General features: G+C 53.3%; 14 protein-coding genes. 7 read left to right on the plus strand and 7 right to left on the minus strand.

What is annotated here, in order from left to right; translation table 11 throughout:
* Position 1: 1 nt before the first annotated feature.
* On the minus strand, positions 2–337 hold the full coding sequence (gene ftsB / locus H4F65_RS17840; protein ID WP_010681587.1) for a cell division protein FtsB: 336 nt from the start codon (positions 335–337) through the stop codon (positions 2–4).
* Positions 338–668: 331 nt separating this feature from the next.
* Between ftsB and H4F65_RS17845 the strand changes: the two genes are divergently transcribed.
* The 3 genes from H4F65_RS17845 (at position 669) to H4F65_RS17855 (ending at position 3061) form a co-directional block, all read left to right on the plus strand.
* Positions 669–1454 carry a basic amino acid ABC transporter substrate-binding protein gene (locus H4F65_RS17845; protein WP_010681588.1) on the plus strand — a complete coding sequence of 262 codons (786 nt, stop codon included), beginning with the start codon at positions 669–671 and terminating at the stop codon, positions 1452–1454.
* 133 nt (positions 1455–1587) lie between these two features.
* Complete coding sequence (locus H4F65_RS17850; protein WP_010681589.1) at positions 1588–2352, plus strand: amino acid ABC transporter permease; 765 nt, start codon at positions 1588–1590, stop codon at positions 2350–2352.
* Positions 2339–3061, plus strand: coding sequence for an amino acid ABC transporter ATP-binding protein (locus H4F65_RS17855; RefSeq protein ID WP_010681590.1), 723 nt, complete (start codon positions 2339–2341; stop codon positions 3059–3061). Before H4F65_RS17850 ends, H4F65_RS17855 begins: the two co-directional genes overlap by 14 nt.
* Before the next feature lie 60 nt (positions 3062–3121).
* On the opposite strand, the gene H4F65_RS17860 is transcribed toward H4F65_RS17855, so the two are convergent.
* The 5 genes from H4F65_RS17860 to cysG form a co-directional block, all read right to left on the minus strand.
* Positions 3122–3457, minus strand: coding sequence for a DUF3561 family protein (locus tag H4F65_RS17860; RefSeq protein ID WP_039272805.1), 336 nt, complete (start codon positions 3455–3457; stop codon positions 3122–3124).
* 55 nt (positions 3458–3512) lie between these two features.
* A complete protein-coding gene (gene cysC, locus H4F65_RS17865) occupies positions 3513–4193 on the minus strand; it encodes an adenylyl-sulfate kinase (RefSeq protein WP_172644990.1) in 681 nt (226 codons plus the stop codon).
* Entirely contained in the window at positions 4132–5559 is a 1428-nt protein-coding gene (gene cysN / locus H4F65_RS17870) for a sulfate adenylyltransferase subunit CysN (protein WP_039317090.1), read from the minus strand. Before cysN ends, cysC begins: the two co-directional genes overlap by 62 nt.
* 74 nt (positions 5560–5633) lie before the next feature.
* Positions 5634–6542 (minus strand): sulfate adenylyltransferase subunit CysD, encoded by a 909-nt coding sequence (cysD, locus tag H4F65_RS17875; RefSeq protein WP_010299862.1) that lies wholly within the window; start codon positions 6540–6542, stop codon positions 5634–5636.
* Between the two features lie 9 nt (positions 6543–6551).
* The gene (cysG, locus tag H4F65_RS17880) at positions 6552–7994 is read right to left on the minus strand and encodes a siroheme synthase CysG (RefSeq protein WP_010681594.1); all 1443 of its coding nucleotides are present in this window, start codon (positions 7992–7994) and stop codon (positions 6552–6554) included.
* A 425-nt stretch (positions 7995–8419) separates the two neighbouring features.
* On the opposite strand from cysG, the gene H4F65_RS17885 reads away from it, so the two are divergent.
* The 4 genes from H4F65_RS17885 (at position 8420) to pta (ending at position 14433) form a co-directional block, all read left to right on the plus strand.
* Positions 8420–9799 carry an aldehyde dehydrogenase family protein gene (locus tag H4F65_RS17885; RefSeq protein WP_010681595.1) on the plus strand — a complete coding sequence of 460 codons (1380 nt, stop codon included), beginning with the start codon at positions 8420–8422 and terminating at the stop codon, positions 9797–9799.
* 135 nt (positions 9800–9934) lie between these two features.
* On the plus strand, positions 9935–10969 hold the full coding sequence (gene eutR, locus H4F65_RS17890; RefSeq protein WP_010681596.1) for an HTH-type transcriptional regulator EutR: 1035 nt from the start codon (positions 9935–9937) through the stop codon (positions 10967–10969).
* 153 nt (positions 10970–11122) lie between these two features.
* Positions 11123–12160 (plus strand): alcohol dehydrogenase AdhP, encoded by a 1038-nt coding sequence (gene adhP / locus H4F65_RS17895; RefSeq protein ID WP_010681597.1) that lies wholly within the window; start codon positions 11123–11125, stop codon positions 12158–12160.
* A gap of 128 nt (positions 12161–12288) precedes the next feature.
* The gene (pta, locus tag H4F65_RS17900; RefSeq protein ID WP_010681598.1) at positions 12289–14433 is read left to right on the plus strand and encodes a phosphate acetyltransferase; all 2145 of its coding nucleotides are present in this window, start codon (positions 12289–12291) and stop codon (positions 14431–14433) included.
* Positions 14434–14473: 40 nt separating this feature from the next.
* Here the strand turns inward: pta and H4F65_RS17905 are convergent, their stop codons facing one another.
* Positions 14474–15208, minus strand: a complete 735-nt coding sequence (locus H4F65_RS17905) for a phosphoadenylyl-sulfate reductase (RefSeq protein ID WP_010681599.1) — start codon at positions 15206–15208, stop codon at positions 14474–14476.
* Positions 15209–15219 lie beyond the last annotated feature (11 nt).

The raw sequence follows: 15219 nt of genomic DNA on the forward strand, positions 1-15219 counted from the left end.
GTCAACGTTGTGTGTTGTTGGATGGAGCGTTATTAGATGACGTCGTATTCGCGTTACGATGGTTCGATTCTGGCACCAGACGATAGAAGCTTTCACCGGGTTTAATCATCCCCAGCTCATTGCGTGCACGCTCTTCAATCGCTTCCTGTCCGCCATTGAGGTCGTCAATTTCAGCAAACAGCTGTTCGTTACGGTCTTTTAATTTGGCATTGTTCCCCTGCTGGACAACAACATCATCTTTCACCCGAACATAATCATGAATGCCATTCTTGCCCAGCCACAGTGAGTACTGAAGCCAGCCAAGCAATATCAATAATAACAGCGTAAGCTTTCCCATCCCGCCCCCTGAAAAACCGCCTAATCATCCCATAACTTTTGTTTCGACTCCACTGTGTCCGGCAGTGGGAGGCAATATTCACCCTGCCGCGTGCCCAAATGGGGATATTTCGGGCAGAAGATCACGCCAAACGCGCGTCCACATCACACTCACGTCGTCCATTCATCCCCTAGTACTTTCTATTCATCAGAAGACGCAAGCGCATAGCGTTCGTCTGGCTAAAACCGTCCATAGGAAAAACGTCAGTTGAACCATTAATGCTATCTGTGTATTTTTATGCATACAAAGTGCATAAAAAAAGAAAATTTTACATTTAAACCAGGAGAAAACCATGTTCAAAAAATTGTTATTCGTTGGTGCGCTCTTCACCACCGCCCTATCCACTACCGTACTCCCCACCAGCGCCTTCGCCGCGGAACCCACTTACGTTGTAGGCTCTGGCGGAACCTATCGTCCCTTTGAATTTGAAAATGCGCAGAAAGAGCTGGAAGGCTTTGATATTGCTATTATTAAAGCGATCGCCAAGGCGGAGAATTTTAATATCAAGTTGATCAATACGCCGTGGGAAGGGATCTTCGCGACCCTTAACTCCGGCGACCGCGACATTATCATTTCCGGTATCACGATTACCGACAAACGTAAGCAAATGGTCGATTTCTCCACACCGTATTTCCCAGCTGAGCAGTCCATCGTGGTGCCTAAAGGCTCGACGATCGACTCAATTGCGGCGCTGAAAGATCACAAAGTCGGCGTTGTGAACTCCAGTACCGCCGATATCGTGGTCTCAGATGTATTAGGTAAAAACAGTACATCGATTAAGCGCTTTGATAACACCCCGTTAATGTTACAAGAGCTGTATGAAGACGGAGTGGGCGCAGCGGTTGGCGACGTGGGCGTAGTGAAGTTTTACATTAAGACTCACCCTGAAAAACAGTTCAATCTGGTTTCCGACGCTAAATTCGAACGCCAGTATTTCGGGATCGCCGTCGCGAAAGGCAACGATCAGCTGCGCGCGAAAATCAACTCCGGGCTGAAAAAAATCGTTGCTGATGGCACCTACGCCAAGATCTATCAAACCTGGTTTGATAACAACGTTCCGACCTTACCCGCAGAATAACGCCTGCAAGATACTGCGCACCTCTCCAGATCTCCACCGCTTCACACGAGACGTCGCATCAACCGGACAGCTAGCCTGTCCGGTTTAATTTAGAGTAATCATTACGTTAGCCTATTCAAAAAAGGAAACGATCTTGACGGGATTTCGTTGGGAGATCATTCAGGAATATGCCCCGCTGTTTATGGAAGGCACCTGGATGACCATCAAATGCACCATTATCTGTGTCATTCTTGGCACCTGCTGGGGATTAACGCTCGGATTAGGTCGCTTAGCGCAGGCACCGCACGGGCCGTGGAAATATATCCTGCACTACGGCGTTCAATGGCCAGTACGCATCTACATCAGCGCCTTCCGCGGCACGCCGCTGTTTGTACAAATCATGGTGGTGCACTTCGCGCTGGTGCCGCTGTTCATCAACCCGCGTGACGGGCTGCTGGTGACCAGCAATATTATGTCGGTCGATTTTGCCCGCACGCTACGCTCAGATTACGGCGCGTTCCTCTCTTGCATCGTGGCGATTACGCTGAATGCGGGTGCCTATGTCTCTGAGATATTCCGCGCCGGTATTCAGTCGATCGATCGCGGCCAGATGGAAGCGTCACGCTCTCTCGGCATGAGCTATGGTCGCACCATGCGGAAAGTCATTCTGCCGCAGGCTTTTCGCCGCATGCTGCCACCGCTGGGCAACAACGCCATCGCAATTGTGAAAGATTCATCGCTGGCTTCGGCAATCGGATTGGCGGATCTCGCCTATGCCGCTCGTACGGTGTCAGGGGCTTACGCCACGTACTGGGAACCCTACCTGACGATTTCTATCGTTTATTGGGTTATTACTTTCCTGCTTTCGCTGCTGGTGCGGCACATGGAAACGAGGTTTGGCAAAAGTGATTCACGTTAAAAACCTGCAAAAACAGTTTGGTGATACGCATGTCCTGCGCGGTATTTCCTGCGACATCGCACCTCAGGAAGTGCTCTGCCTGATTGGCCCATCCGGTTCAGGAAAAAGTACCTTTCTGCGCTGTATCAACGCACTGGAGACTCTGTCGGCAGGCGAGATCACGGTCAACGGTTTTGCCATTCACGATCAGAAAACCAATATCAATCGCGTGCGTGAAAGCGTCGGGATGGTGTTCCAGCGCTTTAATCTGTTTCCGCACATGACGGTGTTGGAAAACATCATTATGGCACCGATGGATGTGAAAAAATTGCCGCGAGCACAGGCCGTTGAACGGGCTAAAGCGTTGCTCAGCAAGGTCGGCCTGCTGGATAAAATCGATGCCTGGCCGAATAGCCTATCCGGTGGACAGCAACAGCGTGTCGCGATTGCCCGCGCATTAGCGATGGAGCCCGCGATCATGTTGTTCGATGAACCGACATCCGCGCTGGACCCGGAGCTGGTTGGCGAAGTGTTAGCGGTTATGAAAACGCTGGCGAATGAAGGCATGACGATGGTCATCGTGACCCATGAAATGGCCTTTGCCAGAGAAGTGGCCGATAGAGTGATCTTTATCGATCAGGGAGTCATTCAGGAACAGGGAACGCCAGAGGCGATCTTTACTCACCCGAGTAACCCGCGCACGCAGGCTTTCCTGAGCAAGATACTGTAAATACGGTAAGACCATGGACCATGGGCTGTCAGCGTCTTCCACGCTGGCAGCCTTTTTCTTTTACCACCCCGTCAGAAAAGAAAATACCAGCCAGAACAGGCAGATCACCGTCAGCCCTGTCGCAAAAAGCGTATAAAAAATATAGCCTCGCAGCAGGAAGCTAAACCCGACGCCAACCAGCACTGAAAACGGCATCAGCGCCAGAAAAAACGGCCAGGTGTAGAGCATGAAGAAAAACGTGGTATTGGAGCCGTATACCAGAAAAGGGATGGCAAAGGCCAACCAATAGAAGGAGAACCCCGTTACCGCCCCCATAAACAGGTAGGAAACGCCGTCATCTTCTTCTTGTTGCGCTGGCCGAGTCTTGCTAATCGTTAACTGCGTGGCATTTTGCATAATCTTTCCCATTCGTCCCCTCATCACCCACTAGCGCGGTGAAAAAAGCGGGATATCAGAGCTTGATAATAGCTCTCTTGCCCAGCAGATCTAACAATTGGCCTGTCAAATTTGTTACTAATTGTTCGCCATCCAGATGACTATCCGGCGCTTCCGGCGCTTCATACGCCGAGTCGATCCCAGTGAAATTACGCAGCTCTCCCGCACGGGCTTTTTTATACAACCCCTTAGGATCGCGCGCTTCACAGGTCGCTAACGGCGTATCCACGAAGACTTCGATGAACTGCTCTTCGCCCAGTAAATCCTGCACCATTTTACGCTCGGCGCGGTGCGGCGAGATAAACGCGGTCAGGACCACCAGACCCGCATCTACCATCAGTTTGGCGACTTCACCCACGCGGCGGATATTTTCGCGCCGATCGTCGTCGGTGAAGCCTAAATCACGGCACAATCCGTGCCGCACATTGTCGCCATCCAGCAGATAGGTGCTGACGCCACGTTGATGTAGCGCCTGTTCCAACGCCCCCGCCAGCGTGGATTTACCGGATCCAGACAACCCGGTAAACCAGATAACGACGCCCTGATGACCATGCAATTTCTCGCGCGACTCTCGGGTGACATCGTGCGCATGCCAGACGACGTTATCGTCAGTCGGTTCATCGCGTAAAGACACGTTATTTGCCTCCCAGCAGATCGCGCGCACCCCAATGTGGGAAGTGGCGACGTACCAGTGCATTCAGTTCCAGCTCAAACGCACTGTGCGCGCCCGGCTCCTGATACACCTGCTCGATAGGTTCCCGCACCAGCCCCGCACCGATCGTGACGTTGCTCAGGCGATCGATAAAGATCATCCCGCCCGTCACCGCATTGTGCTGATAGTTGTCCAACACCAGCGGCTCATCAAAAATCAGCTCAACCGAACCGATACCATTCAGCGGCAGGTTCTCCGCGACGCGCTGCGTCAGCGTATTGATCTCAACCTGATACTGAATATTCTCGACCCGAGCGCGCGTTTTCTTACCGCCAATCTTGATGTCGTAACTCTGTCCCGGCACCAGCGGCTGCTCCGCCATCCAGACGACGTCCACCAGCGCATGCTGCACCGCTTTCAGCGACTCGCTGCTGTCGATCAGCAGGTCACCACGGCTGATATCCACCTCATCCGCCAGCACCAGCGTAATCGCTTCACCCGCCTGCGCCTGCGGTAAATCCCCGTCAAAGGTCACAATACGGCTGACGGTGGATTCTACGCCGGATGGCAGCACTTTAACCCGTTGCCCAACGCGGATGATGCCGGAGGCCAGCGTTCCCGCGTAGCCACGGAAATCCAGATTCGGGCGATTCACATACTGAACCGGGAAACGCATCGGCTGTTCCAGCGTACGCTGTGCCACATTGACCGTTTCCAGCACGTCCAGCAGCGTCGGTCCGGTATACCAGCCCATCGTCGTACTCGGCGTTGCGACATTGTCGCCATCCAGCGCGGAAATCGGCACAAAGGTGATATTCAGGTCGGCAGGCAGTTGCTGAGCAAAATCCAGATAGTCCTGCTTAAACTGCTCAAACACCGTTTGCTGATAATCCACTAAGTCCATTTTGTTCACCGCCACCACCAGATCGCGAATCCCCAGCAGGGTCGCAATAAAGCTGTGACGACGGGTTTGATCCAATACGCCTTTGCGAGCGTCAATCAGCAGGATCGCCAGTTCGCAGGTTGATGCGCCCGTTGCCATGTTGCGGGTGTACTGCTCGTGTCCCGGCGTATCGGCGATGATGAATTTGCGTTTTTCCGTGGAAAAATAGCGGTAGGCCACGTCAATCGTGATGCCCTGTTCACGTTCAGCCTGAAGCCCATCGACCAGCAGCGCCAGATCCAGTTTTTCGCCCTGCGTGCCCAGACGCTTGCTGTCATTGTGCAGCGTACTGAGCTGATCTTCATAAATCTGGCGCGTATCGTGTAACAAACGGCCAATCAGCGTACTTTTTCCATCGTCGACGCTACCGCAGGTCAGGAAACGCAGCAGCGTTTTATCCTGCTGCGCGTGTAAATACGCTTCCACACCGCCCTGCTCGGCGATCTGCTGTGCAATCGCATTGTTGATGATGACGGCATCTTTCTCAGCCGCATTGTCTGCCGCTGTGTCTTTTAAAGAAATTTGGCTCATTCGACGATTCCTCAGAAATACCCTTGACGCTTTTTCAGCTCCATTGAACCGGCCTGATCGCGGTCAATTACCCTTCCCTGACGCTCACTGGTCGTGGAAACCAGCATCTCTTCGATGATTTCCGGCAGCGTTTGCGCCTCTGATGCCACCGCGCCCGTCAGCGGCCAGCAGCCCAGCGTGCGGAAGCGCACCATGCGTTGTTCGATCACTTCACCGGGTTGCAGATCGATGCGATCGTCATCCACCATCAGCAGCATGCCATCGCGTTCCACCACCGGACGCGGCGCGGCCAGATATAGCGGAACAATATCGATGTTTTCCAGATAGATGTATTGCCAGATATCCAACTCGGTCCAGTTGGAGAGCGGGAAAACGCGGATGCTCTCGCCTTTATTAATCTGGCCGTTGTAGTTATGCCACAGCTCCGGGCGCTGATTCTTCGGATCCCAGCGGTGGAAACGATCGCGGAAGGAGTAAATACGCTCTTTGGCACGCGATTTCTCTTCATCGCGGCGCGCCCCGCCAAACGCGGCATCAAAACCGTATTTATCCAGCGCCTGCTTCAGCCCTTCGGTTTTCATGATGTCTGTGTGCTTGGCGCTGCCGTGCACAAAGGGGTTAATTCCCAGCGCTTCCCCCTGCGGGTTGCGGTGCACCAACAGTTCACAGCCATAGGCTTTTGCCGTCCGGTCGCGGAATTCGTACATTTCACGAAATTTCCAGCCGGTATCAACGTGCAGCAGCGGGAAAGGCAGCGATCCCGGATAGAACGCCTTGCGCGCCAGATGCAGCATCACCGAAGAGTCTTTGCCGATGGAGTACATCATCACCGGATTACTGAACTCGGCCGCTACTTCGCGGATGATGTGAATGCTTTCGGCTTCAAGCTGCCGTAAATGCGTGAGTCGTTTCTCGTCCATACCCTTTCCTTAAGCCAAGTTTACTACCGCTGGGCGGCTGTCTTGCGGCACCGTCGGCGTTGTCTGACCAAACCAGGCAATCTGATGGTGCAAATCCACCACCTCGCCAATCACCAGCAGCGCAGGTGTCGGCGCTTGCCGTGCCAAATGTTCTAACTGTTGCAACGTGCCAATTTGCACTTGCTGATCGTGTCGGGTGCCGCGACTGATCACGGCAACGGGCGTCTGCGATGAACGGCCATGTGCGATCAGTTGCTGCGAAATCTCGGCGGCCTTCATCGTTCCCATATAAATCGCCAGCGTCTGACGGCCACGCGCCAGCGTCGACCAGTCCAGCGAATCGCCATCCGGGCGACAGTGTCCGGTAATAAAAAGTACGCTCTGCGCGTAGTCACGGTGCGTTAACGGGATCCCCGCATACGCCGTGACGCCTGCCGCAGCCGTCACGCCGGGCACCACCTGAAACGTGATACCGGCCTGCGCCACCGCTTGCAGCTCTTCACCGCCGCGGCCAAAAATGAAGGGATCGCCACCTTTCAGGCGCACTACCCGCTTCCCTTCCTGCGCCAGCTTCACCAATAGCTGATTAATCTCATCCTGCGGCAACGAATGCGTACTGGCGCGTTTTCCAACGCAGATACGTTCGGCATCGCGGCGCACCAAATCCAGTACGTCGGCGCTGACCAGATGGTCATACAGCACCACGTCCGCCTGCTGCATCACCTGCAATCCACGCAGCGTCAGCAGTCCGGCATCGCCGGGACCTGCGCCAACCAGTGCGACTTCGCCACGTGCCGCCGCGGGCTGCTGCTGTTCCTCTTGCTGATGCGCCAGCTGCTGTTGCAATTCATCCTCGGCCTGCGCCAGTTGCCCCGCGGACACCAGCGACGCAAAGCGTCCGACAAACAGCCGTTCCCAAAAACGACGGCGTGCCGGCATCGAATGCAGTCGGGTTTTAATTCTGTCGCGCCAGCTTCCGGCGATATCCGCCATCGTGCCCAAACTGGCGGGCAGTAATGATTCCAGCTTTTCACGCAGCAGACGCGCCAGCACCGGTGCCTGTCCACCCGAGGAAATGGCCACCACCAGCGGAGAGCGATCGACAATCGAGGGGAAAATAAACGAGCACTTCGGCTGATCGTCTACCACGTTCACCAGCAAGTGGCGCTGATTCGCCGCCTCAAATACCGCGGCATTCAGCTCGGCGTCATCCGTAGCGGCAATCACCAGAAATACGCCGGATAGCAAATCAGGCGTAAAAACCTGCGCCAGCCATTCAACCTGCCCGGCCTGATGCTGCGCCGCCAGCGGTTCGGCCAGCGCCTGTGCGACAATTTTTACCTCCGCACCCGCGCGTTGCAGTAGATCGATTTTGCGCGTAGCAACCTCGCCGCCGCCGACAACCAGTACCGGACGCTGACGAAGATCGGCAAATAAAGGGAGATAGTTCACAATCGCCTTAACTAAGCAAAAAAGTAGATAATGCGACTATACGGTGCGGACAGAACACTTATGAAATGCCGAATTGGAATGACAAGTTCCGTAATGGAATAACAGTAAAATAAATCCGACTACTCACACATCCTCGTCAGCTATCGACCTTACACCGACATTTGTTCGAAAGAGTTTATGACGCATGTCAAAGTTGCGGACAGTTTGCCGATTTTTGATATTTGCTTTTCCAGATTCATTGCAACATGCCAGTAGCCCCGCGGGTAGCAAAAAGCCATTAACGAGAAGAGGTTCACACGATTCGTTCAAGCGTTGACTGAACAGAATGGATCACGATTCCTCGTGGTATGGACGCAAATCTGTTGTGGTCATGCCACGACAAACGTCAAGCCAAATTAGCTTATTAATAGAAGAGGATTGCGCGTATGGAACAATCAACACTCGAGCTCAACGCCCCGGCACGCCCTGTTACTGATTTCGATGCACAATATGGGATCTTTGCCTCTCTGGACGATGCCGTCTCTGCCGCAGCGCACGCGCAAAAACGGCTGGATAACGTCATTGTGCGGCAAAACGTTATTGCAGCCGTCCGTCAGGCCGGCGAACGCTATGCGCAGGTTCTGGCCGAAATGGCCGTGGAAGAAACCGGCATGGGACGTGTGGCGGATAAATATGCCAAAAATGTCTCGCAGGCGCGTAGTACGCCCGGAACTGAGAGCCTGTCGGCAAAAGTCGTGACAGGAGATAACGGCCTCACGCTGATTGAAAACGCACCATGGGGCGTCGTGGCATCCGTCACGCCATCAACCAATCCGGCCGCCACCGTTATCAATAACGCCATCAGTATGATTGCCGCAGGCAACAGTATCGTTTTTGCTCCACATCCCTCGGCAAAGAAAGTATCGCTCTACACGATCAGCCTGTTGAATAAAGCCATTGTTGCCGCAGGTGGCCCAGAGAATCTGTTAGTGACGGTGGCTGAGCCTAATATTGAAACTGCACAGCGGCTATTCCGGCACCCCGGTATCAGCCTGCTGGTTGTTACCGGCGGCGAAGCCGTCGTGGAAGCAGCTCGCAAACATACAGACAAACGTTTGATTGCCGCTGGCGCGGGAAATCCACCGGTAGTGGTTGATGAAACGGCAAATATCGAACGTGCCGCACGTGATATTGTTCGCGGCGCATCGTTTGATAACAACATTATCTGTGTCGATGAGAAAGTGGCAATCGTGGTCAACAGCGTCGCCGATGAGTTACTGTCGGAAATGCAATACCATCAGGCTGTATTACTTACTCGCCAACAAACCGAGCAACTTCAGTCATTGTTACTCACCGATATTGACGAGCATGGGAACGGGCGTCCACATCGCGATTGGGTAGGACGCGACGCGGCCAAAATTGCGGCGGCCATTGGTCTGGATGTCAGCGAACACACTCGCCTGTTACTGGCGGAAACGGACGCGAATCACCCGTTCGCCGTAACCGAAATGATGATGCCGGTTCTGCCCATTGTTCGTGTACGGGATGTGGAGGAAGCCATCGAACTTGCCATCCATCTGGAAGGCGGACGCCGTCATACCGCTGCCATGCACTCAACAAATATTAATAATCTGCACAAGATGGCGAATGCGATCAACACCAGCATCTTTGTGAAAAATGGCCCCTGTATTGCGGGATTAGGATTGGGCGGCGAAGGATGTACGTCCATGACCATTTCCACGCCGACGGGCGAAGGTGTGACATCTGCACGTACTTTTGTGCGAATTCGACGCTGTGTGATGGTAGATATGTTCAGGATCGTTTAATTTTATCAGTACTACAGCCATCGCCGTGAATAACAGGCAGGAGCGCGTTATAGCGACGATGGCTTGCAAGCATGCTGGGTATCACGATGTTGGATGTCACCATAGAGTAAAGCTTTTTCTGGGAGGAAAATGCCTATGAGAACCGAGAATACCCCACCACTGCATCAGCTTGATGCCAGGGTCACTCCTCCAGAAAAACGATTGTCTTCTCAGGAGCAGTACATCCATCAGTATTCCACACAGGATGTTTATGCCCAGTCCTGTACGATCACAGCCTGGCAGCAGTTGTACGATCAGGTTTCACCCGGCCATTTCCGCGGCGAACTTCAGGAATTACTGTTAGATGGCATTCAGCTTTGTCACGAATACACAAACCTCGCGCTCCGCCAATCTTGTATGGTATGGCCCGGTTCATTCTGGTTCGGCGTCCCTTCAACACAAGAGAGTATGGGATTTATTGATGCCCAACCGCTGGATGAATACAGCATCGCTGTTAGCCCCGGCGGCAAAGAGTTTGAATTAAGTACACCCGACGAGTTTTCCATTTTGGGCGTTGTTATCTCACACGATGTGCTTAATCAGTATATTGGCGCACTTAGCGATCCAGAATGGCTGACTCAGAGGTTGAATCAGGGGGCAACGCTGCAAATAGAACACGACAAAAAAGCCACGCTGTGTTCATTTATCCGTCAGGCTCTGTGGTATAGCTGCCATTTCCCCCACGTGATGAAAACACGTAATGCAGAAAAAGTGCTGAAACATAACCTACTGACTACGCTCATTTCCTTTCTGGAAAACGCTCAATCGCCCTCTGAATATGCGCAAAGTCATCACTATCGCAAATTGATTTCGTTTGTACGTGAGTATGTGTTGAGTCAAACATCAGAGCCAGTCACCGTGCTCGATCTCTGCCGCCAGTTACACGTGAGTCGCCGAACATTACAGAACGCCTTCCACAGCGTGGTAGGCATTGGCCCCAATGCCTGGCTAAAAATCATCCGTCTCAATGCGGTTCGTCGCGAACTCATCAGCCCAATATCGCCGCACCGTACGGTTCAAGATGCCGCCATGCAATGGGGGTTCTGGCACCTGAGCCAGTTTGCCAGAGATTATCAAAAGCTCTTTAACGAGAAGCCATCGTTAACGCTACGACGGCGCTTACAACACTAGCCACTTATCTTTTCTTTATCCGTATAACGAGTCTTTCTGTGATGCCATCCAGCATCACAAGGTCAAACTCATCTTAATTTTTCGCCGTCGCCTCATAAGAGGCATGTGTCATCGTCAGCTTATTTATGTGTTAAATACGAACAGGAGTCAGTTATGAAAGCAGTTGTCGCCGGTAAAGGTGGAAAAGCCGAAATTATTGAAAAAGCATTACGCGAACCCGGCCACGGCGAAGCGTTGCTTGCCATGGAATACTGCGGTGTCTGTCATACGGATCTACACGTCAAAAATGGCGATTATGGTGATAAAACCGGGGTCATTCTCGGCCATGAAGGCATTGGCATCGTTAAAGCCATTGGGCCCGGTGTCACCTCACTCAAACCGGGCGATCGTGCCAGCGTGGCCTGGTTCTATCAAGGATGTGGACACTGTGAATACTGTGTCGGCGGCAATGAAACGCTATGCCGTGGCGTCAAAAATGCCGGTTATACCGTCGATGGCGGTATGGCTGAGGAATGTATTGTCGTCGCAGATTATGCGGTCAAGGTTCCCGATGGGTTGGATCCGGCTGCGGCCAGCAGTATTACCTGCGCGGGCGTAACAACCTACAAAGCGGTCAAAGTTTCCACCGTTAAACCCGGCCAGTGGATTGTTATTTATGGCCTCGGCGGGTTAGGGAATCTGGCATTGCAATACGCAAAAAATGTCTTTAACGCCAACGTTATCGCCGTGGATGTTAACGATGCCCAACTGGCCTTTGCAAAAGAGATGGGTGCAGATTTAGTCATCAACCCAGCGAAAGAAAACGCGGCAGAAATCATTCAGGAAAAAGTGGGCGGTGCACATGCTGCCGTCGTCACCGCCGTCGCACGGGCGGTGTTTAATTCTGCCATTGATGCGGTACGCGCCGGGGCGCGGGTGGTTGCCATCGGCCTGCCTCCCGAAAGTATGGACCTGTACATTCCGCGTCTGGTGCTTGATGGCATTCAGGTCATCGGTTCACTGGTAGGGACACGTCAGGATTTACAGGAAGCGTTCCAGTTTGCTCAGGAGGGGAAAGTCGTCCCTAAAGTGACACTACGCCCAATGACCGACGTCAACGCCATTTTTGAAGAAATGGAGCAAGGAAAAATCAAAGGCCGGATGGTCATTGATTTACGTAGCAGTAGCCTGGCGGCGTTAAATCACAGTTAACCCAGCTCTCAATAAATTATATTCAGGACAGTGCATTGGCGTATCCAACTATGCATAACCCATTTTATGCATAACCCATTTGCTGTATGACGAGCCGCTATCGCACGAGAAAATAAGAAGGATAAGACATGCCCCGTACCATTATGCTCATCCCTACTGGCACAGGTGTGGGGCTGACGAGCATCAGCCTCGGCCTTATTCGCGCAATCGAACGTAAAGGTGTACGCCTGAGTATCTTCAAGCCTGTCGCGCAGCCGCGCGACAGCAACGACATCACGGATCTAACCACGGCAATAGTTCGCACCAGTTCCCGCCTCCCCGTTGCGGAACCTCTTACGATAGCGCATACAGAATCACTGCTGTCACAGCAGAAAAAAGAGATTTTACTGGAAACTATTGTTGCCCGTTATCACGAAAACATCCGCCATGCCGATATCGTGCTGGTTGAAGGTCTGGTACCGACGCGTAAGCACCCATTCGCCGCATCGCTTAATATGGAAATTGCCAATACCCTGAACGCGGAAGTCATTCTTGTTCTGTCGCAAGGTTCTGACAATGCCGATGAACTAAAAGCACGCATTGAACTGGCGCGAAGCAGTCTGAAACCCAATAAGGGAACCTCCATCATTGGTGCCATCGTCAATAAGCTCAACGCGCCAGTTGATGAACAAGGCCGTGCACGACCGGATCTTTCGCGGATTTTTGACGATGCAACCGGAGCTAACGTCGTCAGTCTGGACATAAAGCGGCTGAAGGCGATGAGCCCACTTCCTTTACTCGGTGCGGTGCCATGGAACTTTGATCTGATTTCAACTCGGGTCAGCGACATTGTCAGCCATTTGCAGGCTGCCGCAATCCACACCGGCGATCGACAGACTCGCCGCATAAAATCGATCGTCTTCTGCGCGCGCAGCGTGCCGCATATGTTGCAGTATTTCCAGCCTGGCGCACTGCTGGTGACATCAGCCGATCGTCCCGAAGTCATTATTGCCGCCTGTCTGGCTGCGATGAACGGGGTGGAAATCGGCGCTCTTCTCCTCACCGGAGGCGAGCCAATCCCGAGCAGTATCCATACGTTGTGCGAACGTGCTTTTGCCACTGGCCTACCCGTCTATCTGGTACAGAGTAATACCTGGCAAACCTCTTTGGATTTACAGAGCTACCAGCCAACGGTGCCCGTTGATGATTACGAGCGTATCGAGCAGGTATGCGACTACATGGCAAACTACATCGACCCCGTCTGGATTGATACGCTGAGTGCGGCCACCGAGCGTACGCATCGTCTGTCACCACCGGCGTTTCGCTATCAGTTAACCGAACTGGCGCGTCGCGCAGGTAAACGAATCGTGTTACCCGAAGGGGATGAACCACGTACAATCAAAGCGGCGGCCATCTGTGCCGAACGCGGCATCGCTCACTGTGTATTATTAGGCGATCCGGAAAATATTCTGCACATCGCGGCATCTCAAGGCGTATCGCTGGGCGATGGAATCACGATTATCGATCCCCACGTTGTCAGGGAACGCTATGTGCCACGCCTGGTTGAGTTACGAAAAAACAAAGGAATGACGGACATCGTCGCCCGCGAACAGTTGGAAGATAATGTCGTACTTGGCACGCTGATGCTTGAACAAGACGAAGTGGATGGTCTGGTTTCTGGCGCGGTACACACGACAGCCAACACGATACGCCCTCCACTACAGCTGATTAAAACCAGGCCGGAAAGCGCTCTGGTATCCTCCATCTTCTTTATGCTACTGCCCGAGCAGGTATTGGTGTACGGCGACTGCGCGATCAATCCCGATCCTACGGCAGAGCAACTGGCCGAGATTGCGATTCAATCCGCAGACTCAGCGGCGCTATTCGGCATTGAACCACGCGTGGCGATGATATCCTATTCGACCGGCAATTCCGGCTCTGGCAACGATGTCGAAAAAGTGAGGGAGGCGACGCGGATAGCACAGGCGAGACGGCCGGATATGATTATTGATGGTCCACTGCAATATGATGCCGCAATTATGGCGGATGTTGCCCGCGCGAAGGCACCGGACTCAAAGGTAGCAGGGAAAGCGACCGTTTTTATTTTCCCGGATTTGAATACCGGCAATACCACCTACAAAGCCGTTCAACGTTCCGCCGACCTGACCTCTATCGGGCCAATGCTGCAAGGGATGCGCAAACCCGTAAACGATCTTTCACGCGGGGCGCTGGTTGACGATATCGTCTACACCATCGCGCTGACTGCGATTCAGGGCGCGCAGCACAACCCTTAATCCCAGAAGTAAAAAACCGGGCGATGCCCGGTTTTCTCTTTTACCCTTCGTGCAGCCCGCATTCGCGTTTCAGGCCGAAGAAACGCGTTTCTTCTTCGGCCATACCCGGTTCCCATTTACGGGTGGTGTGCGTATCACCGACTGACAGATAGCCCTGCTCCCACAGCGGATGGTAATCCAGGCCGTTTTCTTTCAGGTACCGGTACACCGTTCGGTTGTCCCAGTCGATAATCGGCAGGAATTTGAAGACGCCGCGCTGAATCGCCAGCACCGGTAATTCCCCCCGGCTGCCGGACTGCTCACGACGCAGGCCAGCAAACCATGTTTTCGCTTTTAACTCACTCAGCGCCCGATTCATCGGCTCGACTTTATTCAGCAGGTTGTAGCGCTCAATGCCTTCCACACCCTGCTCCCACAGCTTGCCGTAGCGCGCCTCTTGCCAGGCCGGAGATTCAGCCGCGCGATACACTTGCAGATTCAGCTTCAGCTGTTCCGTCAGCGCATCAATAAACTGATAGGTTTCAGGAAACAGATAGCCCGTATCCGTGAGGATAACCGGAATATCCGGCCGCTGTTGCGTCACCAGATGCAGCGATACCGCCGCCTGAATGCCGAAACTGGACGACAACACATAGTCGCCCGGCAGATTCTCCAGCGCCCAGCTCACTCTTTCCTGCGCCGATAGCAGCTCAAGCTGACCATTGACGATAGCCAGCGCGGCCGCCTGCTCCGCTTTCGGCAACGCGTTGAGCGCCTCAAGATTAAATTCGGCCATCAGGCTCTCCT

Origin of the sequence: Pectobacterium brasiliense (assembly GCF_016950255.1) — a bacterium.
Classification (GTDB): Bacteria; Pseudomonadota; Gammaproteobacteria; order Enterobacterales; family Enterobacteriaceae; genus Pectobacterium; species Pectobacterium brasiliense.

Bases quoted from the DNA above. Each gene is read 5' to 3' on its own strand.
- cysD (WP_010299862.1), bottom strand. From the start codon at position 6,542: ATGGACGAGAAACGACTCACGCATTTACGGCAGCTTGAAGCCGAAAGC.
- H4F65_RS17905 (WP_010681599.1), bottom strand. From the start codon at position 15,208: ATGGCCGAATTTAATCTTGAGGCGCTCAACGCGTTGCCGAAAGCGGAG.
- pta (WP_010681598.1), top strand. From the start codon at position 12,289: ATGCCCCGTACCATTATGCTCATCCCTACTGGCACAGGTGTGGGGCTG.
- cysC (WP_172644990.1), bottom strand. From the start codon at position 4,193: ATGCACTGGTACGTCGCCACTTCCCACATTGGGGTGCGCGCGATCTGC.
- H4F65_RS17885 (WP_010681595.1), top strand. From the start codon at position 8,420: ATGGAACAATCAACACTCGAGCTCAACGCCCCGGCACGCCCTGTTACT.
- adhP (WP_010681597.1), top strand. From the start codon at position 11,123: ATGAAAGCAGTTGTCGCCGGTAAAGGTGGAAAAGCCGAAATTATTGAA.
- H4F65_RS17845 (WP_010681588.1), top strand. From the start codon at position 669: ATGTTCAAAAAATTGTTATTCGTTGGTGCGCTCTTCACCACCGCCCTA.
- eutR (WP_010681596.1), top strand. From the start codon at position 9,935: ATGAGAACCGAGAATACCCCACCACTGCATCAGCTTGATGCCAGGGTC.
- ftsB (WP_010681587.1), bottom strand. From the start codon at position 337: ATGGGAAAGCTTACGCTGTTATTATTGATATTGCTTGGCTGGCTTCAG.
- H4F65_RS17860 (WP_039272805.1), bottom strand. From the start codon at position 3,457: ATGCAAAATGCCACGCAGTTAACGATTAGCAAGACTCGGCCAGCGCAA.